Below are 18,241 nucleotides of genomic sequence, written 5' to 3' on the forward strand. Positions count from 1 at the left end.
TCCGACTCATGCCTCATGGCGCGGCAAGAATGCCATGCCGACAAAGGTCTGGTTCACATGCATACCATTGTGCTGCTCGCCGTAAGTGTTGAACCCCGCGACGTGGAATCGCGCGAAGATTTCTGACATTTCGTCCTTCATCCCGGCACGTTCAAGGGCAAGGCGACGCAGGATGCAATCAAATCCCAACACCATCAGCGGCGGTCGCGCCAAGGCCCCCATCGCATCGGCAAAGCCCTGCGTCATATCCTCGACCCGGCCCAGCCGCAGGATCGTGCCAACCTCGATCGAGGACATCAGCTCAAGCCCGCCCTCGGCAGTAACGCCGCGAATCGCCCGGATATGGTTGCGCCGTCCGGTGCGCAGGATCAGCGGATGCCGCGCGAATTCGGGCGGCGTCAGCGATTGCAGGGAAATCCCGCTGAGACGCGCATATTCCTCGGCAGCGGGTTCGGCATTGAGTTCAAGAATCGTGCGGTTCTGGGGATCGGCCGCCGTCACCACCGCCCGTTTCGCGGTTGCGCTGAAATGGGCGAAACTGACCTCGGCCGCTTCGAAATCGGTCTCGATCAGCAGAAAGAGCGCCGAGCCCGGATGTTCGATCCCGTTTACCACCTGAATCGTCCGGCCAAAGCGCAGCCCATCGGCGGCAGAGCCTCCGATGACCGGCAGCCCCGGCATCGTCGCCTCAAGCGTGGCGACCAGCACATCCTCGTGACGCGCCATGCCATCGGCCAGAAGCAGGCCGAAGACAGAGCGGGTTTCATCCGCGTTGAACTTGGACCGGAAATCCCGCAGCTGATGCATCCATTCCGAAACCGGGATATGTTCCTGATTTCGCAGCACAGTCACGCCCACGCGAAAGCTTCCGCGCGGAAAGCCAAGCGCGGTGACCGTGCCCGAGGAATAGCCCATCGGCCCGATCTCGCCGGCTGACGAGCAACCGACGATCTGGCAACCTTCGGGCAGTTTCGCGGCCAGCTTCACCGAGAGGGCCGCGAGTTTTTCGGCATGGGACGCGAACAGAAGCACCAGACCGGGATCGGCCAGCGTCAGCTCGCGCAACAGGCTGCCTACAACATCCGGGTCGCGCAATTCGACCGAGACGGCAACCGGGGCGGGCATCACCTGCGACTGCGCATAGGCAGACGCAGGCGCTATGGCAGTCCGCTTCATGCCGGTTCGAAGAGCCGCACCGTATTGGCCAGCAGCACCGCCTGAGTGCGGCGTCTTGCGTTGATCTTGGACATGATGGCGGTGATATGGGTCTTCACCGTCGCCTCGGCGATCGAGAGCTCATAGCTGATCTCTTTGTTCGCCTTGCCCTGACAGATCAGGCGCAGGATCTTCATCTGCTGCGGTGTGAGGCTGGCAAAACGGCGTGCGAGCTCGACCCGGGCTTCGTCCTCCACGTTCCCGGCTTCTGGCTCATAGCCCTCGGGCGTGACGCGCTCGCCCTCCCACATGCGACGCAGGCTGTCGACCAGCGCCTCACGACCAAGTGATTTCGAAATATAGCCCTGCGCGCCCGCCGCCATCGCGGCGCCGATCATGGCATTTTCAAGATCGGCCGAGATCATGGTGATCGGCACATCCGGGATCTGACGACGCAAAGTCACCAGCCCTTCCGAGCCACGTGCGTCGGGCAGGTTGAGGTCAAGAATGACCGCATCAGGCGCTCCCATCGTCCTGATCTGCTCGACTGCAGCCGCCAAAGATCTGGCGGAACGCACGTTTTTCAGCCCGAAGCTGATCTTGAGGGTCAAAGCCAGCGCGTCACACATCAACGGATGATCGTCCACGATCAGAATTTCGCGAACACGATCAGCCGAGGGGCGTTGGCTCAAGGATTTCTCCTGTTGTTGGGGTATCGACATCGTTTTTCCTCCCAAAAACGATTGCGAACTGGAAAGCTCCGCGTTCGCTTCGGTAATAATCTTACGGGACATCCCCCATCGCGCAAGGGGTCATGTCTGGAAAATGCTGTTCGGCGTGATATGGGCGGGTTTCGTCCGGCGCCTGCCGAAGCCGCCGCCGAAGCGAGGAGACATTGATGAAGCTAACCCGCAGAACCCTGTTCGCCGCCGCAGCCGCGCTGGCTCTGACCCTGCCCGCCGCAGCCGAACCCCTGCCCAATATCCGAATCGGTACGATCGAGAACGGCCCGCTCAGCTGGGAAGTCGAGACCATCCGCACCCTCGGGCTGGACAAGAAACATGGTTTCGCCATGACCCCGATCGTCATGGCCGCCCCCGCCGCCGCCCAATCGGCGCTGAAAGCGGGCAAGGTCAATCTGATCTTCACCGACTGGCTTTGGGTCGCAGGCGAGCGGGGCCGGGGCACCGATCTCGTGGTGGCGCCGAATGCGCGGCTGCCGTCGAGCCTGATCGTCAAGGCCGACAGCGCCGATCAAAGCCCGACCGAATTCAAGGGCCGCAAGATCGGGATCAATGGCAGCCCGGAAGATGGCGGCTGGCTTTTGCTGCGCGCCTCGGGGCTGGGTGCGGGGATTGATCTGGCAATCGAGGCGAAGGAAACCCATGCCTCGCCCGAGGTGCTGCGTCAGGAACTCGACCGCGGCGAGCTGGCCGCTCTGGTCGAGCCTTGGCCCGCAGCGGCGGTGACCAGCGCCACCGGCCTGCGCGAAATGGACACGGCCGGGGCCGCCGCCACTGCGCTTGGCGCGCCAGAGGGCTTTGCCCTGCAAGGCTATGCGCTTCAGAAGTCATGGCTTGACCACCATTCCAAACTCGCCTCGGATTTCTTCGCCGCCGCCGCCGAGGCCCGCCAGATCCTCAGCACGGATGATGCGGAATGGGACAAGCTGCGCAACCGCATGGGCGCGCCGGATGACGCCCGCTTTGCCCAGATCAAAGGCGAATACCGCGCGGGCATTGTCGCCGAATTCGATCCCGCCAAGGCCGAGGCGCTTTATGGCGCGCTGACCGGGCTCGAGGGCGGCAAGCTCTTTGGCGGCAGCGCGGCGCCGTCCTTGCCAGAGGGCCTGTTCCACAAACCCTGAAATCCCGGCACGGGGGCGCAAAGCCCCCGATCCGCCCCGAAAACCGCCGCCTTCGCGATTTCCGTCCTAAAGATTATTGTCCCAGACGCGGTTGTCCGTATCCTGCGCATGGACCGAGATCTGGCCCTTGCCCGGCTCATAGGCGAAACGGAACACCGGATCTTCCGAGATCGAGATCCCCGCATCCATCGAGAACAGCTCCTTGCCGTCCTGCTTGACCTCAAGCGTCTGGATGAATTCGGCCGGGATCGTCAGCAGCGTGACCTGATCGCGTTGCAGCCCCGAGAAATTCGGATGCCGGATCATCAGCGTGCCGATCTGGCGACCTGCCTCGTCGCCCTCGCCCGGGCTGGTGCGGAACTTCATCTGACCCATGGTGGCGCGGACATCGGCCATGCTTTTGCCCGCAGGCGCTGCGCAGCCGCCCGAGGCTTTGACATAGCGCCCCGCCATGACTTTGCGGCCATCGGCCAAAGTCGCAATCGCGCGGATATCCGAGTAATTATCGACCCGGACGCGGACCTCGAAATCCAGCGGCATCAGGGCGTCGCCGAAGGTAAAGCTCGCAGCGACCGGGGCCGGGTTGTGATCGACGACCAGCGACAGCGCAGTGATCGCGGGCGCGCCTTTGGGTTGGGTGATACGGATCGGCACCAAGGCCGGGTTGTCGGCGCGCTTGGGCGCATCGAGATCGAAGACCGAGGGATCGACCGGCGGCTCGGTGTCGGTTCCGATCACCGCGAGCCGCATATCGTCCCAATCGGGCGAGGGCTGCATCGGGTTCTCAATCGCAGCCGCCGATCCCGCCGCATCAGCCGCCACCGCATTTTGCGCCAAAACCGCGACCGGCGCCCCGGCGGCGAGAAGGGCCAGCAGGCCCGCATTCAGAGCCTGCCGCATCTTCATCCCCGCGCCTCCCGTGGCATTTTGCGATAAACGAGCGCCGTGTCCTCACTGCGCGAATCCGCCTCGGCCATCGCGTGAAGCTGGGCCTGCAGCGGCGAATAGGAGCAAACCGGATCGGTCGCGGTCGGATCTTTGGCCACAGCCATCGCCTGACAGCGGCAACCGCCGAAATCGACCTCGCGCCGGTCGCAGCTCTGGCAGGGCTCGGGCATCCAGGCCGTGCCCCGGAACGCATTGAAAGCGCTGCCTTTGTGCCAGATATCCGCCAAGGGCAGATCGCGCACATTGTCGAAATGAAGCCCCGGAATCGTCTGCGCCGCATGGCAGGGCAAAACCGCGCCATCGGGCGCAATGTTCAGCCCGGTCGAGCCCCAGCCGCCCATGCAGCTCTTGGGGAATTTCGCGTGATGATCCGGCGGCACATAATCGATGACCATGCGCCCGCGCAGCCGCTCGCGCGCGGCATTGACGATGCGGCGCGCCTGCACCGATTGCTCATAGGTCGGCATCAATGTCCGGCGGTTTAGATCGGCCCAGCCGTGGAATTGCACGGTCGCGACCTCGATCCGGCGCGCGCCCAATTGCTCGGCCATGGCGATCATTTCGGGCAGGCGGTCGAGGTTCTGGCGATGAACCACCGCATTCACGGTCAGCGGAAAGCCGATCTCGGCGATCCATTGCGCGACCTGCATCTTGCGATCAAACCCGCCCTTATAGCCGCCGATCCAATCGGCCATTTCCGCGTTGACGCCTTGCAGCGACAGCTGGACGTGATCGACGCCCGCGGCGTCCAATTCACGCAGCCGCGCCTCGGTCAGGCCGATCCCCGAGGTGATCAGGTTAACGTAAAGCCCCGCCGCCCGCGCCGCCGCGACCAGTTCCACCAGATCCCGGCGCGAGGCGGGCTCGCCCCCCGAGAGATGGACCTGCAACACGCCCAAGGCCGCCGCTTGCCGGAAGACATCGGCCCATTCCTCGGTCGAAAGCTCTGAAGCGGTGCGCGCCAGCTCGATCGGATTCGAGCAATAGGGACAGGACAGCGGACAGCGATGGGTCAGCTCGGCCAGCATCGCCATCGGCAGGCCCGAGGTCACGGGATTGCCCTTGATGTCGCGCGCGATCTCCTGATTCATGCGGCCCCCTCCACAAAGACCATGCGACGCTCGACCAGCCCGCGCAGGAACTCACGCACATCGGTCGCGATCTGGTCGCGGGGGGCGGCGTAGGTTGTCGCAAGATGGTCGATAATCTCACCCAGTCTGCGCTTGCCGTCGAGTTCAGACAAGATGGCATCGCCGATGGCATCCAATTGGATGGCTCGTTCGGGGGCGAGAAGCACGCGGATGCCGCGCAGCTTGTCGTCATGCAGCCGGACGCCGCGCGGCAGATAGGGCAGGCAATCGTCGCCAAGCGCCTCCATCACGCGACGGCCCCCGCCGCGAGCATCCCCTCGCCGGGACGCCATGCGCCGGGCGACAGATGGCCCTCGACATAGCCGTGCCAGAGCGCGTCGAGCTGCGCCCAAAGCACATCGGTCTTGAAGGTCAAAGCCGCCGCCGCCGCATCCTGCTTTTCCAGCGTATCGGCATGGTCGAGCACATAATTCAGCCCGAATTCCACATCCTTCGGCGCTTCCTTCAGCCGCGTCTGGAAATAGGAGAGGCTGGTCTCATTGGCGAAATCGTAATGTTTCAGCAGCCCCTCGATGCGCTGTTCGTGAATTTTCGGGGCAAACATCTCGGTCAGGCTCGAGGCGATCGCATCCAGAAGCGGCATGTCGCGCACGAAACGGACATAGGCATCGACGGCGAAACGGGTGGCGGGCATGACGCCCACACCGCTTGCGACGTAATCGGGCGCAAGGCCCACGGCCTCGGCCAGTTTCAGCCAGCGCCGGATGCCGCCGCCCTCGTCGACGCCGCCGTCGTGATCCTCGATCCGCGAGCGCCACGCCCGACGCAGATCGGGATCGACGACGCGCGACATGAAGGCCGCATCCTTCATCGGGATGCGCGACTGATATTGCCAGCGGTTGACGACCCAGGCGCGAACCTCGTCCGGGGTGCACTCGCCGCCATGCAGCCGCGCGTGGAAGGGGTGCTTGTCGTGATAGCGATCCGCGCCGATCTGGCGCAGGCGGTCGTGGAAGTCCGCACGCGATTGCGCCTGACGCGGCTTTTCTGCCTGACCCAAGCGAGAGGCCGGGGTGTGGGTGGTCATAGCTGGATCTCCATCCCGTCGCGGCCAATCTGCCAGCCAGCAGCTTCGGCGCGATGGGTCTCAGAGCTGGCCGGATCGGTCAGCGGGTTGGAATTGTTCAGATGCACGTAAAGGCGGCGGCCAATCGCGGCCTGCGCGAAAGCGGTCAGACTGCCGCCCTCACCCGAAACCGGGACATGGCCCATGCGGCGGCCGGTCTTTTTGCCCAGACCTTCGCGGATCATCTCGTCATCGGCCCAAAGCGTGCCGTCGAACATCAAAAGATCCGCGCCGGCCAACCGATCCAGCAGCCAATCGGGCACGGTCGCGCAGCCGGGGATGTAAGCGGCGCGCTTGCCTGCGGCGGTCAGCTCGACCCCCACGGTATTCTCGCCCAGCAAATCGGTCTGGACGGTCTCGCCCTCCAGATAAAGCGGGACCTTGCCGGGCACGGCGAAGAGCCGCGCCTCAAGCCCCGGCAGCAGCGGGAAGCTTTCATCCAGCGCAATCGGCTTGCGGGTGACGAAATCGGGGTTCAGCGCAGTGAAGACCGGATTGCCCGCGAGCACATCGTGAATGGCCGGGGTCGCGAAAAGATCGAAGCTCTGGCTTTCACGCAGGGTCAACAGCCCCGCGACATGGTCGATATCGCCATTCGTGACCAGAACCGAGCGGATCGGAGAGCCGCGCAACCCACGCGGATAAAGCGCGGGCGTCGCCTGCAACTGGCCGCGCAAATCAGGAGAAGCATTGATCAAGGCCCAAGCCTCGCCGTCCAGACTGACGGCAATGCTGCTTTGGGTCATCGAGGGGATCGCGCCGGATCGGGCGGCATTGCAATTGCCGCAGCCGCAATTCCACTGTGGAAGACCGCCACCGGCCCCCGCTCCGAGAATGACTATGCGCATGTCAGCGTCACCGTAAAAAAATCCCTGCCCGCGCTGCTTCGGGCAGGGACGTTTTGATTGTCAGTCTGAGAGCCTCAGAACAGAACGGGCTCGTCATCAGCCGGGGCGTACATGTTGATTTCCATGCCGCAGGCGACTTCTTTAAGGATCGGTTTCGACCAGGCCATAATGTTCCCTCCAGGGTTGTTCCGCAGAATGCGGGTCTGTGAATTGCAGATTACAACGCAGCTTCTGTCAAGCAGACATATCGACAGTTGACAGATTCTCTGCGCGGGCCTGTTCCCGAGTTTGCCAATCCGCCGGGAACGGGGTAACCATTTCCTTATGTATCACCTGATTGTCGTTGCCTGTCTAGCCTCGTCGCCGGACATCTGTGAGCCGCGCCTGCTTCCCGCTGCTGTGAGCGATACAGAGCAAAATTGCCTGATGCGCGGGCCTGATATTGCGAATGATTGGTTCGCGCGCCATGTCGAGGTGGCGCCGCAGGGAAAGCTCAACTGCGTCGCGACCAAAGAGCTGCCGATGCTCGAGGTGAAAGAAATCGCCTCGGACAGCTTCGTGCATCTTGGCCTTGCTGAACAGCTCTCGCTTCAAAATCAGGGCCGCATCGCGAATCTGTCCTTCGTCATCGGCGAGAAATCCGTTGCGGTAATCGATGCGGGCGGCACTCGCGCCGAAGGAGAGGCGCTTCTTGCCACGATCCGGCAAAAGACCGCGCTGCCGATCAGCCATGTCATTCTGACCCATATGCATCCCGATCACATTTTCGGCACAGAGGTCTTTATAGAGGCAGGCGCGACCGTGGTTGCCAATGCCCGCCTACCCGATGCGCTGGCCCTGCGCGCCGCGAGCTGGAAAGAGTCGATCCCCGCCCAGATCGGCGCGCGCGCCATGCTGGGCACCCATCTGCCGACAATCGACCAGAAGATCTCGGCCCCGACGGTCATCGACCTTGGCGACCGCCGGCTGACCCTGACCCCGATAGCCACCGCCCATACCGACAACGACCTAACCGTCTTTGACGAAAACGAGCACATTCTGTTCAGCGGAGACCTGATTTTTCAGGGCCTGACCCCGACAATCGACGGCTCGCTGACCGGCTGGCTCGACTGGCTGAAACAGGGCGCGCCCCAGCCCGAGATCGCGCTGATCGTGCCCGGTCACGGCCCGGTGCAGGACAGCTGGACCGCGGCGATTGCTCCGGAAGAGCATTACTTCACGGCTTTGCGCGACACGGTGAGCGCGCTGGTCGGCAAGGGGATCGCCTTGTCGCGCGCAGTGCCGCAGACGGTCAGCACCTTGCAACCACAAGCCGGGGCTTGGGTCGATTTCGATGCAACCACCGCGCGCAATGCCGCCGCTGCCTATTCCGAGCTTGAGTGGCAGTGAGTCGATTGCAGAAATCTCGCCAAACTGGCAAGAATTCAGACAAGTTAGAACAAACCGCAAAATGAGGGGCAAGATGGCACGGACTGGCAGATGGCTGGCCGGGATAGCGCTGGCAGGGCTCACAGGGCTTTTGCCCCTGTCCGGGCTCGCACAAGAAACGGACGGGGCGAAGCAGCTGCCCCTGATCCCCGAGCGTCGGATCGAGCTTCTGGCCGATCAGGACATGCCGGGTGGCGATATCGGACCGATTTTCGACACATCGCTCTCGGCCTGCATTCAGGCTTGTATGAACAACAGCCGATGCGAGGCCCTGACCTATAACGCGAAAGCCCGGGCTTGCTTCCCCAAAGATAGCAGCTCGACCGGTCCTTCGCCCTTCGCCAATGCGCTCTCGGGTCGGGTGCAAAACCGCAGCTCGCAGATCGCGCTTCTTGCCGAGAACCGCGCTGGGGTCGCCAAGGACTTTCTGGGCAAAAACGACAAGAGCGACGCCTATGCGACCGCTCAGGCCATCAGCTCGACCTATCCGCCCTCGGCGGAAAGCGATCCGGCGACGGCCGCCGCCCGCGCCGAAGCGGCTGGCGATATTCCGACCGCGATCCGCATGACCGGCGCCATGGTCGCGGCGCTCGATCGTGGCGAGGATTGGACCAATCTCGCCCGGCTGATGCTTTACGCCAACGACAACAATATCGAATCGGTCGATGCCTATACGATCGCGCGCGTCGCGACGAACGGCTATCTGCGCGCCGGAAATGACCAGACCGCCGCTCAGGCTCTGGGCTGGCTGGCCAATTCCTACGACCGGATCGGTCGGGGTCAGGATGGGCTGCGCGCGCTGCGTCTGGCCGCGAGCCTTGACGCCAACAATGCGACAATCGCTACGGCTCTCGAGAAATCCGAAGACCGCAACGGGATGCGCGTGACCGACAACCGCACCGATGCGAATGGCTCGACGCCGAAATTCTGCGCCGTCCTGTCCCATCCGCTCGATCCGGCGATCAACTATGCCGACTATCTGCGCCTGCCGGTCAAGGATATGGCGGTCACGGCCAGCGGCACCGATCTGTGCATCACCGGGCTGACCTATGGTCAGGATCTTCAGATCACGCTGCGCGCCGGCCTGCCCGCCCGCGATGGCGAGAAGCTGGCCAAAGACGTCACGCTCACGACCTATATCCGTGACCGCGACCCCTCGGTGCGTTTCGGCGGCCGGTCCTATGTCCTGCCCGCCGGTGGCGATCAGGGCCTGAGCGTGACCACGGTCAATGCCGACAAGCTCGACCTGACCTTGCTGCGCATCTCCGACCGCAACCTGCTGCGCACCATGGCGGATGGCATGTTCGCCAAGCCCCTCGACAGCTGGCAGAGCGAATATTTCTCGGGCGATATCGCGACCCAAGTCTGGACCGGCACGGCGGAAACCGCCAAGCCCTCGGGTCAGGACACGCTGAACCGCGAAGTCACCACCCGCCTTGGCATTGCCAAGGAGGTCGGCAATCTTGAGCCGGGGATCTATATCCTCGAAGCCTCGCTCAGCGGCAAAAGCGCCGATGACACCGGGATTGCAACGCAGTGGTTCGTGATCTCGGATTCCGGGATTTCCACCTATTCCGGCGCGGACGGGCTGACCGTCGCGGTCCGCAGCCTTGCCGATACCTCGGCCAAGGCCGGGATCGAGGTTGCGCTGGTGTCGCGCGCGAACGAAGTGCTGGCCCGGACGCAGACCAATGACGAAGGCATCGCCCATTTCGCGCCGGGCCTCTCGCTTGGCACTGGCGCCGCCGCGCCTGCGCTGATCACCGTGACGGAATGGAAGGGCGACGGCGCAGATCGCGCGCCGACCGACATGTCCTTCCTGTCGCTCACCGATCCCGAGTTCGACCTCTCGGATCGCGGCGTCGAGGGCCAGATGCCCGCCCCGCCGATCGACGTGTTCATCACCACCGACCGCGGTGCCTATCGCGCCGGAGATACGGTGAATGCCACGCTGATGGCCCGCGACATCGAGACCCGTGCGCTCGACAAGCTGCCCCTGACCGCGGTCTTCTCGCGTCCTGACGGCGTCGAGCAGATCCGGATGCCCGCAACCGCCGCTGGCGCTGGTGGTTTCACGGTCTCGTGGAACATCCCCGGCAATGCGCCGCGCGGCACCTGGCGGCTGGATATCCGCGCCGAGGCCAATGGCCCGTCGCTCGCCACCGCCCGTCTGCTGGTCGAAGACTTCCGCCCCGAGCGGATCGACTTCACCCCGAAACTGCCCGAAGGCCCGGCCAAGGCAGGCGCAAACCTTGAGGTTTCGCTGAACGCGCGCTGGCTCTTTGGTGCGCCCGCTGCCGGTCTGCCGGTCGATGGCACGCTCTGGATGTCGCCGCGCAGCTCGCTTGAGGGCTTCGACGGCTACAGCTTTGGCCGCTATGACGACCAGACCCAGGCCAATGCCGAAAGCATCGCCTCGGGCGAGACCGATGACGAGGGCAATTTCTCGACCGAAGTGACCCTGCCCAGTGCCGAAAGCCTTGGCCAGCGTCCGGTCGATGCCAGCATCGTTCTGGATGTCCGCGAAGGCGCGGGCCGTCCGGTCGAGCGCAAAGTCTCGAAACTGGTGATGCCCGATCAGCCGATCATCGGCATCCGCCAGATGTTCGAAGACGGCACCGTGTCTGAAAACGCGGAAGCGCGCTTCTCGCTGGTCGCGGTCGGCCCGGATCTGAAACCGGCTTCGGCCAAGGTCCATTGGGTGCTGAACCGCGTCGATACCAATTACGAATGGTATTCGATGGCAGGCGAATGGCGTTGGGAAACCACGACCACGCGTCAGATGATCACCTCGGGCACCTCCGATCTGGGCGAAACCCCGGTCGAAGTCTCGGGCCAGATCGGCTGGGGCGAATACGAGCTTGTCGCCGAAACCGAAACCGGCGCCGCCTCGTCGAGCCGCTTCTATGCGGGCTGGGGCTATGACGCCTCGGCAGGCAGCGAAACGCCCGACCGCCTGAAGGTCGCGCTGGACAAACCGGCCTATCGCAGCGGCGACACGGCGACCGTCTCGGTCAATGCCATCGCCGATGGCACCGGCATCGTCTCGGTTCTGTCGAGCCGGGTCGTGAGCCAGCAGATCGTCAAGCTCAAGGCTGGCGACAACAGCATCAGCCTGCCCGTCACCGACGACTGGGGCGCGGGCGTCTATGTCACGGTCTCGGCGATCCGTCCGATCGACCAGATCCAACCCGGCGACCGGATGCCGGTGCGCTCGCTTGGCCTTGTTCATGCCGCCGTCGATCCGGGCGCGCGCAAGCTCGCCGCCACCCTGACCGTGCCCGAAGAGATCCGGCCGCGTCAGGAAGTGCCGGTCAAGCTGACCGTCACCGGCGCGGCTGCGGGCGATACCGTCCATGCGACCATCGCCGCCGTCGATCAGGGCATCTTGAACCTGACCCGCTTCACCCCGCCCGATCCGTCTGGCCACTACTTCGGCCAGCGTCGTCTGGGCGTCGGGCTGCGCGACATGTATGGCCGCCTGATCCTGCCCTCGGGCGCTTTGGACGGCAAACTGCGCGAGGGCGGCGACGCCCAGCAATCGGGCTCGGAAACGCCGCCTCCGACGGAAAAACTGATGAGCTGGTTCTCGGGCCCGCTGACCGTCGGTGCCGATGGCACGGTCGAGGTCAACCTGCCGGTTGGCGATTTCAACGGCCAGATCCGCGTCATGGCGGTGGTTTGGTCCGAGAAAGGCGTCGGTCAGACCGATGCCTCGATCCTGTCGCGTGACCCGGTCGTGATGACCGTCACCGCGCCGGCCTTCCTTGCGCCGGGCGACAAGGCGGAAATCGGCCTGCGCCTGACCCATACCACCGGCCCGGCGGGCGCGGTTCGCCTGGCTCTGGCCAAAACCGATGGTGTGGCCAGCCTGGACTTCAACCTGCCTGAAGACAGCGTCTCGCTGAAAGAACATGGCGAGGCCAAGGTCAGCGTGCCGGTCACGGCTGAAGAGAGCACTGGCATCGTCAATCTGCGCCTGACGCTGACGACGCCCGATGGCACCAACCTGACCAAGGACATTGCGATCTCGGTCGCGATGAACGAACCCGACATCCAGCGTCAGGACCGTCTGGCGATTGCGCCCGGGTCCAGCCTTGCCGTGCCGAAGGCGCTGACCGATGGTCTGATGCCCGGAGCCTCGGTCTCGATGGCGGTCGGCAATTATGGCCGTCTTGATGTTGCGGGCGCGCTGGCGCGGCTGGAGCGTTACCCCTATGGCTGCACCGAACAGATCACCTCGGTCGCCATGCCGCTGCTCTATCTGCCGCGTCTCTCGGCGATCGAGGGCGTCAACCAGAACAACCCCAATCCGACCTCGATCGAGGATGCCATCACCCGGCTTCTGACCCGTCAGGCGTCGAATGGCGGCTTTGGTCTCTGGTATGCGGATTCGGGCGATCTCTGGCTTGAATCCTATGTCACCGACTTCCTGTCGCGCGCTCGTGCGACCGGTCATCAGGTGCCCGAGGTTGCGTTCAAGATGGCGATCGACAACCTGCGCAACCGTGTGAACTACTCGACCGATCCCAAATCGGGGACCCCGGACGAGAATGCGGCGCTGGCCTATGCCGTCGCGGTGCTCGCCCGCGAGCGCGCGGCGACCATCGGTGATCTGCGCTACTATGCCGACACTGCGCCCGACGCCTTCTCGACGCCCATGGCTGCGGCCAATCTGGGCTCGGCGCTGGCGGCCTATGGCGATCAGAAGCGGGCGGATCAGATGTTCCGTCAGGCCTTCGCGTTGATCGGCCAACAGCAGAAGGAAGACCGCAGCTTCCGCAGCGACTACGGCACCTATCTGCGCGATATGGAGGCCGTGCTGGCCCTGACCGCCGAGGCGAAATCTCAGGCGGTCGATCAGGACCAACTCACCACGCTGGTCGCGACCCAGATCGCCGCCAAGGCTGAAAAGCGCTACGGCCTGTCCACGCAAGAGCTGATCTGGTCGGTTCTGGCGGCAGACAGCCTGTCGCAACCCGATGCCAGCCTGACGCTGAACGGCGTCAAACTGAGCTCGGCGGTCGCCGAACTGCCCGATCCGGCTTCGGCGGCGCTGGCGAACTCGGGCAGCAAACCGATCGAGGTCACCTTGACCGCGACCGGCCAGCCCAAGGTTGCTCCGGCAGCTGGCGGCAAGGGCTATACCATCGAGCGCAATTACTTCTCGATGGAGGGCGAAGCACTTGACCCGGCGCATGTCCCGCTTGGCACGCGTCTGGTCACAGTTCTGACCGTTTCGCCGGATTCCTCGGATGGCGGTCGTCTGCTGGTGACCGATCCCCTGCCCGCGGGCTTCGAGATCGACAACCCGAACCTGATCAGCGCGGGCGAGATCTCGCAGCTTGGTTGGCTGACGACGCAAAGCGCCTCGACCGATATGGCCGAGTTCCGTCAGGACCGCTTTGCCGCGGCTCTGACCTGGACCTCGTCCGACAGCTTCCAGCTGGCCTATATCGTGCGGGCCGTCACTCCCGGCCAGTTCCGCCACCCGGCGGCCAGTGTCGAGGATATGTATCGTCCCGAATATCGCGCCTGGACGGATGGCGGCGAGGTCGCGATCAAGCCCTGATCCCGTGATGCGATGAAAAACCAGCGCCGGCCCCGGAAACGAGGCCGGCGTTTTTCATTGGCGTTTCGCCGTTTTTTCGCGGGTTTTTCAGGGCGCGGGCCGAGTTCGACCAAAGCACAAGAAGCTTTGTCTTGCCTCGGCCCGCACCCAGCGTGTTAGGCTGTCCTCCGAGGAAGCTCTCAAGGAGGTCAGCCTTGCCCCAGCCCCGTCGCGAGGAACGTCACGAGGAACGGGTCGCAAGCGCGTCGCAATCCCCCGCGGCAGTGTCCCGCGTGGCGGCGCGATGGCGGCGCTCGATGGTCAAATACGGATTGGACCCGGCGCTTGCGACCGGACGCGAGCGCCTTGATCTGCGCAGCATTGCGCAACGCCGCGAGCGGATGGGCGAGCTGATGGCAGTGGCCGCGCCGCGTCTCGATCAGCTTTACCAGCTCGTCTGCCCGACCGGATGCAGCGTGCTCTTGACCGATGCCGAGGGCATCGTGCTGGATCAGCGCGTCAGCGATGCCGACAGCGCGACCTTCGAGAAATGGGGGCTGTGGTCCGGCCATGACTGGTCCGAGGCGAGCGAGGGCACCAATGGCATCGGCACCTGTCTGGTCGAGGGCCGTCAGGTCGCGATCCACCGCGACGAACATTTCTTTTCGCGCAACACCGGCATGACCTGCATGGATGCGCCGATCTGGGGGCCGGACGGGCGGGTGATCGCGGCGCTCGATGTCTCGAATGCGCGGCTGGACCACAATGAACGCTGGAACGCGCTTCTGACCGCGCAGGTCGCCCAGACCGCACGGATGATCGAGGCCGCCTATTTCCGCGCGAGCTTTCCGCAGGCGCGCATCATCATCTCGGAGGGCGAGACGCCCGAACAGGCTTTGCTGATCGCAGTCGACCGCAACGACCTGCTGATCGGCGCCAATCGCGCGGCGCGGCGCACCTACGGGCTGGAACCCGAGGGTGCGATTCGCCCGCGCCCGGCCTCGGATCTGCTGGGACGCGAAGATGAGGCGACCGGCTTTGAACAGGCCGAGCGCAGCACCGTTCTGGGCGCTCTGGCGCGCGCCAATGGCAATGTCTCGGCGGCGGCCCGCGCCTTGGGTGTCGGCCGCGCCACGCTTTACCGGCGCATGTCCCGACTTGGGATCGGCGAGAATCCCGGGAAACTGTCTCAGCTCTGAGACACATTCTGCGCCGCGGCAAAGACGGCCAGATTGACCAAGACCGCGAGGGACCCCACGTTTGACGTCAACCCGGCGAGGAGGCCGGTTTCAAGGGAGAAAGCAATGCCGAACGACCAGACGCATGATTTCAAGGGCGTGAACGTTTCGCCTTTCGCCAAGCGCTATGACAACTTCATCGGCGGCAAATGGGTCGCCCCGAAATCGGGCCGCTATTTCACCAATACCACGCCGATCACCGGTGCCGAAGTGGGCGAGATTGCCCGTTCCAGCGCCGAGGACATCGAAGCCGCGCTTGATGCCGCCCATGCCGCCAAGGACAAATGGGGCGCCGCCTCGCTGACCGAGCGCAGCAATGCCCTGCTCAAGATCGCCGACCGGATGGAGCAGAACCTCGAACTGCTCGCCACCGCTGAAACCTGGGACAACGGCAAGCCCATCCGCGAGACCCGCGCGGCTGACGTGCCGTTGGCCATCGACCACTTCCGCTATTTCGCCGGCGTGCTGCGCGCCCAAGAAGGCGGGATCAGCCAGATCGACGACGACACCGTCGCCTATCACTTCCAAGAACCCCTCGGTGTGGTCGGTCAGATCATCCCGTGGAACTTCCCGCTGCTGATGGCCTGCTGGAAGCTCGCGCCCGCACTGGCCGCAGGCAACTGCGTCGTCATCAAACCGGCAGAGCAGACCCCGGCCTCGATCATGGTCTGGGCGAGCCTCATCGGTGATCTGCTGCCGCCGGGCGTTTTGAACATCGTCAACGGCTTCGGTCTGGAAGCGGGCAAGCCTCTGGCCTCGAACCCGCGCATCTCGAAGATCGCCTTCACCGGCGAGACGACCACCGGCCGTCTGATCATGCAATATGCCTCGGAAAACCTCATTCCGGTGACGCTGGAGCTGGGCGGGAAATCCCCGAACATCTTCTTCGAGGATGTTGCGCGCGAAGACGACGATTTCTTCGACAAAGCGCTGGAAGGTTTCGCGATGTTCGCGCTGAACCAAGGCGAGGTCTGCACCTGCCCGTCGCGCGTGCTGATCCAGGAATCGATCTATGACCGCTTCATGGAGCGTGCGATCAAGCGCGTGCAGGCGATCAAACAGGGCGACCCGCGCGATGCGGCGACCATGATCGGCGCGCAGGCCTCGAGCGAGCAGAAGGAAAAGATCCTCTCCTATTTCGACATCGGTCGCAAAGAGGGTGCGGATGTCCTGACTGGCGGCAAAGCGGCGGATCTCGCCGGTGATCTGGCGGGCGGCTATTACATCGAGCCGACCATCTTCCGCGGTCACAACAAGATGCGGATCTTCCAGGAAGAGATCTTTGGCCCGGTGGTCTCGGTCACCACGTTCAAGGATCAGGCCGAAGCGCTCGAAATCGCCAATGACACGCTTTACGGCCTTGGCGCTGGCGTGTGGTCGCGTGAAGCCAACACCTGCTACCGCATGGGTCGCGGCATCAAGGCCGGGCGCGTCTGGACCAACTGCTACCACGCCTATCCGGCCCATGCGGCCTTTGGCGGCTACAAACAGTCGGGCATCGGTCGCGAAAACCACCGCATGATGCTGGACCATTACCAGCAGACCAAGAACCTGCTGGTCAGCTATTCGCCGAAGAAGCTCGGCTTCTTCTGATCGAACAAAGGCGGCCCCGCGATGCGGGGCCGTTGCCTCCGGCGGGGGTATTTTTCTGAAAGAGAAAGATCATGGGCACGGTTGTCGCGACGCAAGAGGCACTGAAGCTGATCGAAGAGATTGTCGCCGATCATGGGCCGGTGATGTTTCATCAATCGGGCGGCTGTTGCGATGGGTCGAGCCCGATGTGTTACGCCCAAGGCGATTTCCGGTTGGGCGAGCGCGACGTGAAACTGGGCGAGATCGGCGGGATGCCGTTCTATATGTCCGAGACGCAAGCGGCGGCTTGGGAACACACTGATCTGGTTATCGACGTGGTTCCGGGGCGTGGCGGCATGTTTTCTCTGGACAATGGGCGCGAGAAGCGTTTCCTCGTGCGCTCGGAGATATGCGCGCGCTGATTGATCGGTGCGGGCTTGGGCGGTAGGAAGGCCCAAAGGAGACGCATCCATGGCTTATAAGGTTTTCATCGACGGTGAGGCTGGCACGACGGGTCTTCAGATCCGTGACAGGCTGGTGCAGCGGTCCGATATCGAGCTGATCCAGATCGATCCGGCGTTGCGCAAGGATGCGGGCGCACGACGCGCGGCCCTGGCGGCGGCCGATGTCGCGATCCTTTGCCTGCCTGATCAGGCGGCGAAAGAGGCGGTGGCTTTGGCCGAGGGGCTGGATGTGCGTTTCATCGACGCCTCGACCGCGCATCGGGTTCATCCCGATTGGGTCTTTGGCTTTGCCGAGCTCGCAGCGGATATGCGCGCGCGGATTGCCGGGGCGAAATATGTCTCGAACCCGGGCTGCTATTCGACAGGCGCGATCGCTTTGCTGGCGCCTTTGGTGACGGCCGGGCTGATTGGCAAGGACGAGGCTTTGTCGATCAATGCGGTCTCGGGTTATACCGGTGGCGGCAAAGAGCTGATCGGCGAATTTGAGGCGGGCGAGGCGCCTGATTTCTTCGTCTATGCGCTGACCCAGAAGCACAAGCATCTGCCCGAGATCTCGCGCTATACCGGGCTGTCCAGGCGGCCGGTCTTTGCGCCTTCGGTCGGGAATTTCGCCCAAGGCATGGCCGTGCAGGTGCCATTGCATCTCGATAATTCGCGCAATCTGAGCAATCTGCGCGATGCGCTGCAGGCCCATTACGCCGGACAGGCCTTCGTCAGTGTCGTCGATGCCGCGCCGCGGGTTGTGCCGACGGCGCTCAATGGCACCAACCAGCTTGAGATCTCGGTCCATGGCGACGAGGAAAACGGCTGCGCGGTTCTGGTTGCGGTGCTGGACAATCTTGGCAAGGGCGCATCGGGCGCGGCGGTGCAAAACCTCAACCTTATGCTGGGCGCTGAGGAAACGGCGGGGCTTTGACCCCCCTGTAGGTCGAATGCAAAAGGCGCGGGTGACC

At 63.9% G+C, this 18,241-nt stretch carries 15 protein-coding genes; 7 read left to right on the forward strand and 8 right to left on the reverse strand.

From position 1 onward, the window contains the following. Positions 1–6: 6 nt before the first annotated feature. Positions 7–1,176 (reverse strand): FIST N-terminal domain-containing protein, encoded by a 1,170-nt coding sequence (locus JCM7686_RS17115; RefSeq protein ID WP_020952055.1) that lies wholly within the window; start codon positions 1,174–1,176, stop codon positions 7–9. Then, on the reverse strand, positions 1,173–1,847 hold the full coding sequence (locus JCM7686_RS17120; protein WP_407946429.1) for a response regulator: 675 nt from the start codon (positions 1,845–1,847) through the stop codon (positions 1,173–1,175). Before JCM7686_RS17120 ends, JCM7686_RS17115 begins: the two co-directional genes overlap by 4 nt. A 206-nt stretch (positions 1,848–2,053) precedes the next feature. Between JCM7686_RS17120 and JCM7686_RS17125 the strand changes: the two genes are divergently transcribed. Beyond that, a complete protein-coding gene (locus tag JCM7686_RS17125) occupies positions 2,054–3,022 on the forward strand; it encodes an ABC transporter substrate-binding protein (protein ID WP_020952057.1) in 969 nt (322 codons plus the stop codon). Positions 3,023–3,088: 66 nt separating this feature from the next. On the opposite strand, the gene JCM7686_RS17130 is transcribed toward JCM7686_RS17125, so the two are convergent. The 6 genes from JCM7686_RS17130 to pqqA form a co-directional block, all read right to left on the reverse strand. Further along, a complete protein-coding gene (locus JCM7686_RS17130; protein WP_020952058.1) occupies positions 3,089–3,928 on the reverse strand; it encodes a quinoprotein dehydrogenase-associated SoxYZ-like carrier in 840 nt (279 codons plus the stop codon). Continuing rightward, on the reverse strand, positions 3,925–5,061 hold the full coding sequence (gene pqqE, locus JCM7686_RS17135) for a pyrroloquinoline quinone biosynthesis protein PqqE (RefSeq protein ID WP_020952059.1): 1,137 nt from the start codon (positions 5,059–5,061) through the stop codon (positions 3,925–3,927). The genes JCM7686_RS17130 and pqqE overlap by 4 nt, the downstream gene beginning before the upstream one ends. Further along, the gene (gene pqqD, locus JCM7686_RS17140) at positions 5,058–5,348 is read right to left on the reverse strand and encodes a pyrroloquinoline quinone biosynthesis peptide chaperone PqqD (protein WP_020952060.1); all 291 of its coding nucleotides are present in this window, start codon (positions 5,346–5,348) and stop codon (positions 5,058–5,060) included. The genes pqqE and pqqD overlap by 4 nt, the downstream gene beginning before the upstream one ends. Beyond that, positions 5,348–6,148 (reverse strand): pyrroloquinoline-quinone synthase PqqC, encoded by an 801-nt coding sequence (gene pqqC, locus JCM7686_RS17145; protein ID WP_020952061.1) that lies wholly within the window; start codon positions 6,146–6,148, stop codon positions 5,348–5,350. The genes pqqD and pqqC overlap by 1 nt, the downstream gene beginning before the upstream one ends. Beyond that, positions 6,145–7,035 (reverse strand): pyrroloquinoline quinone biosynthesis protein PqqB, encoded by an 891-nt coding sequence (gene pqqB / locus JCM7686_RS17150; RefSeq protein WP_020952062.1) that lies wholly within the window; start codon positions 7,033–7,035, stop codon positions 6,145–6,147. The genes pqqC and pqqB overlap by 4 nt, the downstream gene beginning before the upstream one ends. 74 nt (positions 7,036–7,109) lie before the next feature. After that, positions 7,110–7,202, reverse strand: a complete 93-nt coding sequence (gene pqqA, locus JCM7686_RS17155; RefSeq protein WP_020952063.1) for a pyrroloquinoline quinone precursor peptide PqqA — start codon at positions 7,200–7,202, stop codon at positions 7,110–7,112. A gap of 259 nt (positions 7,203–7,461) precedes the next feature. Between pqqA and JCM7686_RS17160 the strand changes: the two genes are divergently transcribed. The 6 genes from JCM7686_RS17160 to argC all read left to right on the forward strand — a co-directional run bounded on the left by JCM7686_RS17160 (position 7,462) and on the right by argC (position 18,204). Then, positions 7,462–8,424 carry a quinoprotein relay system zinc metallohydrolase 2 gene (locus JCM7686_RS17160; protein ID WP_236635851.1) on the forward strand — a complete coding sequence of 321 codons (963 nt, stop codon included), beginning with the start codon at positions 7,462–7,464 and terminating at the stop codon, positions 8,422–8,424. A 73-nt stretch (positions 8,425–8,497) separates the two neighbouring features. Next, positions 8,498–14,035, forward strand: coding sequence for an alpha-2-macroglobulin family protein (locus JCM7686_RS17165; RefSeq protein WP_041527435.1), 5,538 nt, complete (start codon positions 8,498–8,500; stop codon positions 14,033–14,035). Between the two features lie 296 nt (positions 14,036–14,331). Beyond that, positions 14,332–15,213 (forward strand): GAF domain-containing protein, encoded by an 882-nt coding sequence (locus JCM7686_RS17170; protein WP_041528067.1) that lies wholly within the window; start codon positions 14,332–14,334, stop codon positions 15,211–15,213. A 105-nt stretch (positions 15,214–15,318) separates the two neighbouring features. Continuing rightward, entirely contained in the window at positions 15,319–16,845 is a 1,527-nt protein-coding gene (gene adh / locus JCM7686_RS17175; RefSeq protein WP_020952067.1) for an aldehyde dehydrogenase, read from the forward strand. A gap of 71 nt (positions 16,846–16,916) precedes the next feature. Beyond that, on the forward strand, positions 16,917–17,246 hold the full coding sequence (locus tag JCM7686_RS17180; RefSeq protein ID WP_020952068.1) for a DUF779 domain-containing protein: 330 nt from the start codon (positions 16,917–16,919) through the stop codon (positions 17,244–17,246). Positions 17,247–17,295: 49 nt separating this feature from the next. Then, on the forward strand, positions 17,296–18,204 hold the full coding sequence (gene argC / locus JCM7686_RS17185; protein WP_020952069.1) for an N-acetyl-gamma-glutamyl-phosphate reductase: 909 nt from the start codon (positions 17,296–17,298) through the stop codon (positions 18,202–18,204). Positions 18,205–18,241 lie beyond the last annotated feature (37 nt).

Origin of the sequence: Paracoccus aminophilus JCM 7686 (genome assembly GCF_000444995.1) — a bacterium.
GTDB classification, from domain to species: Bacteria; Pseudomonadota; Alphaproteobacteria; order Rhodobacterales; family Rhodobacteraceae; genus Paracoccus; species Paracoccus aminophilus.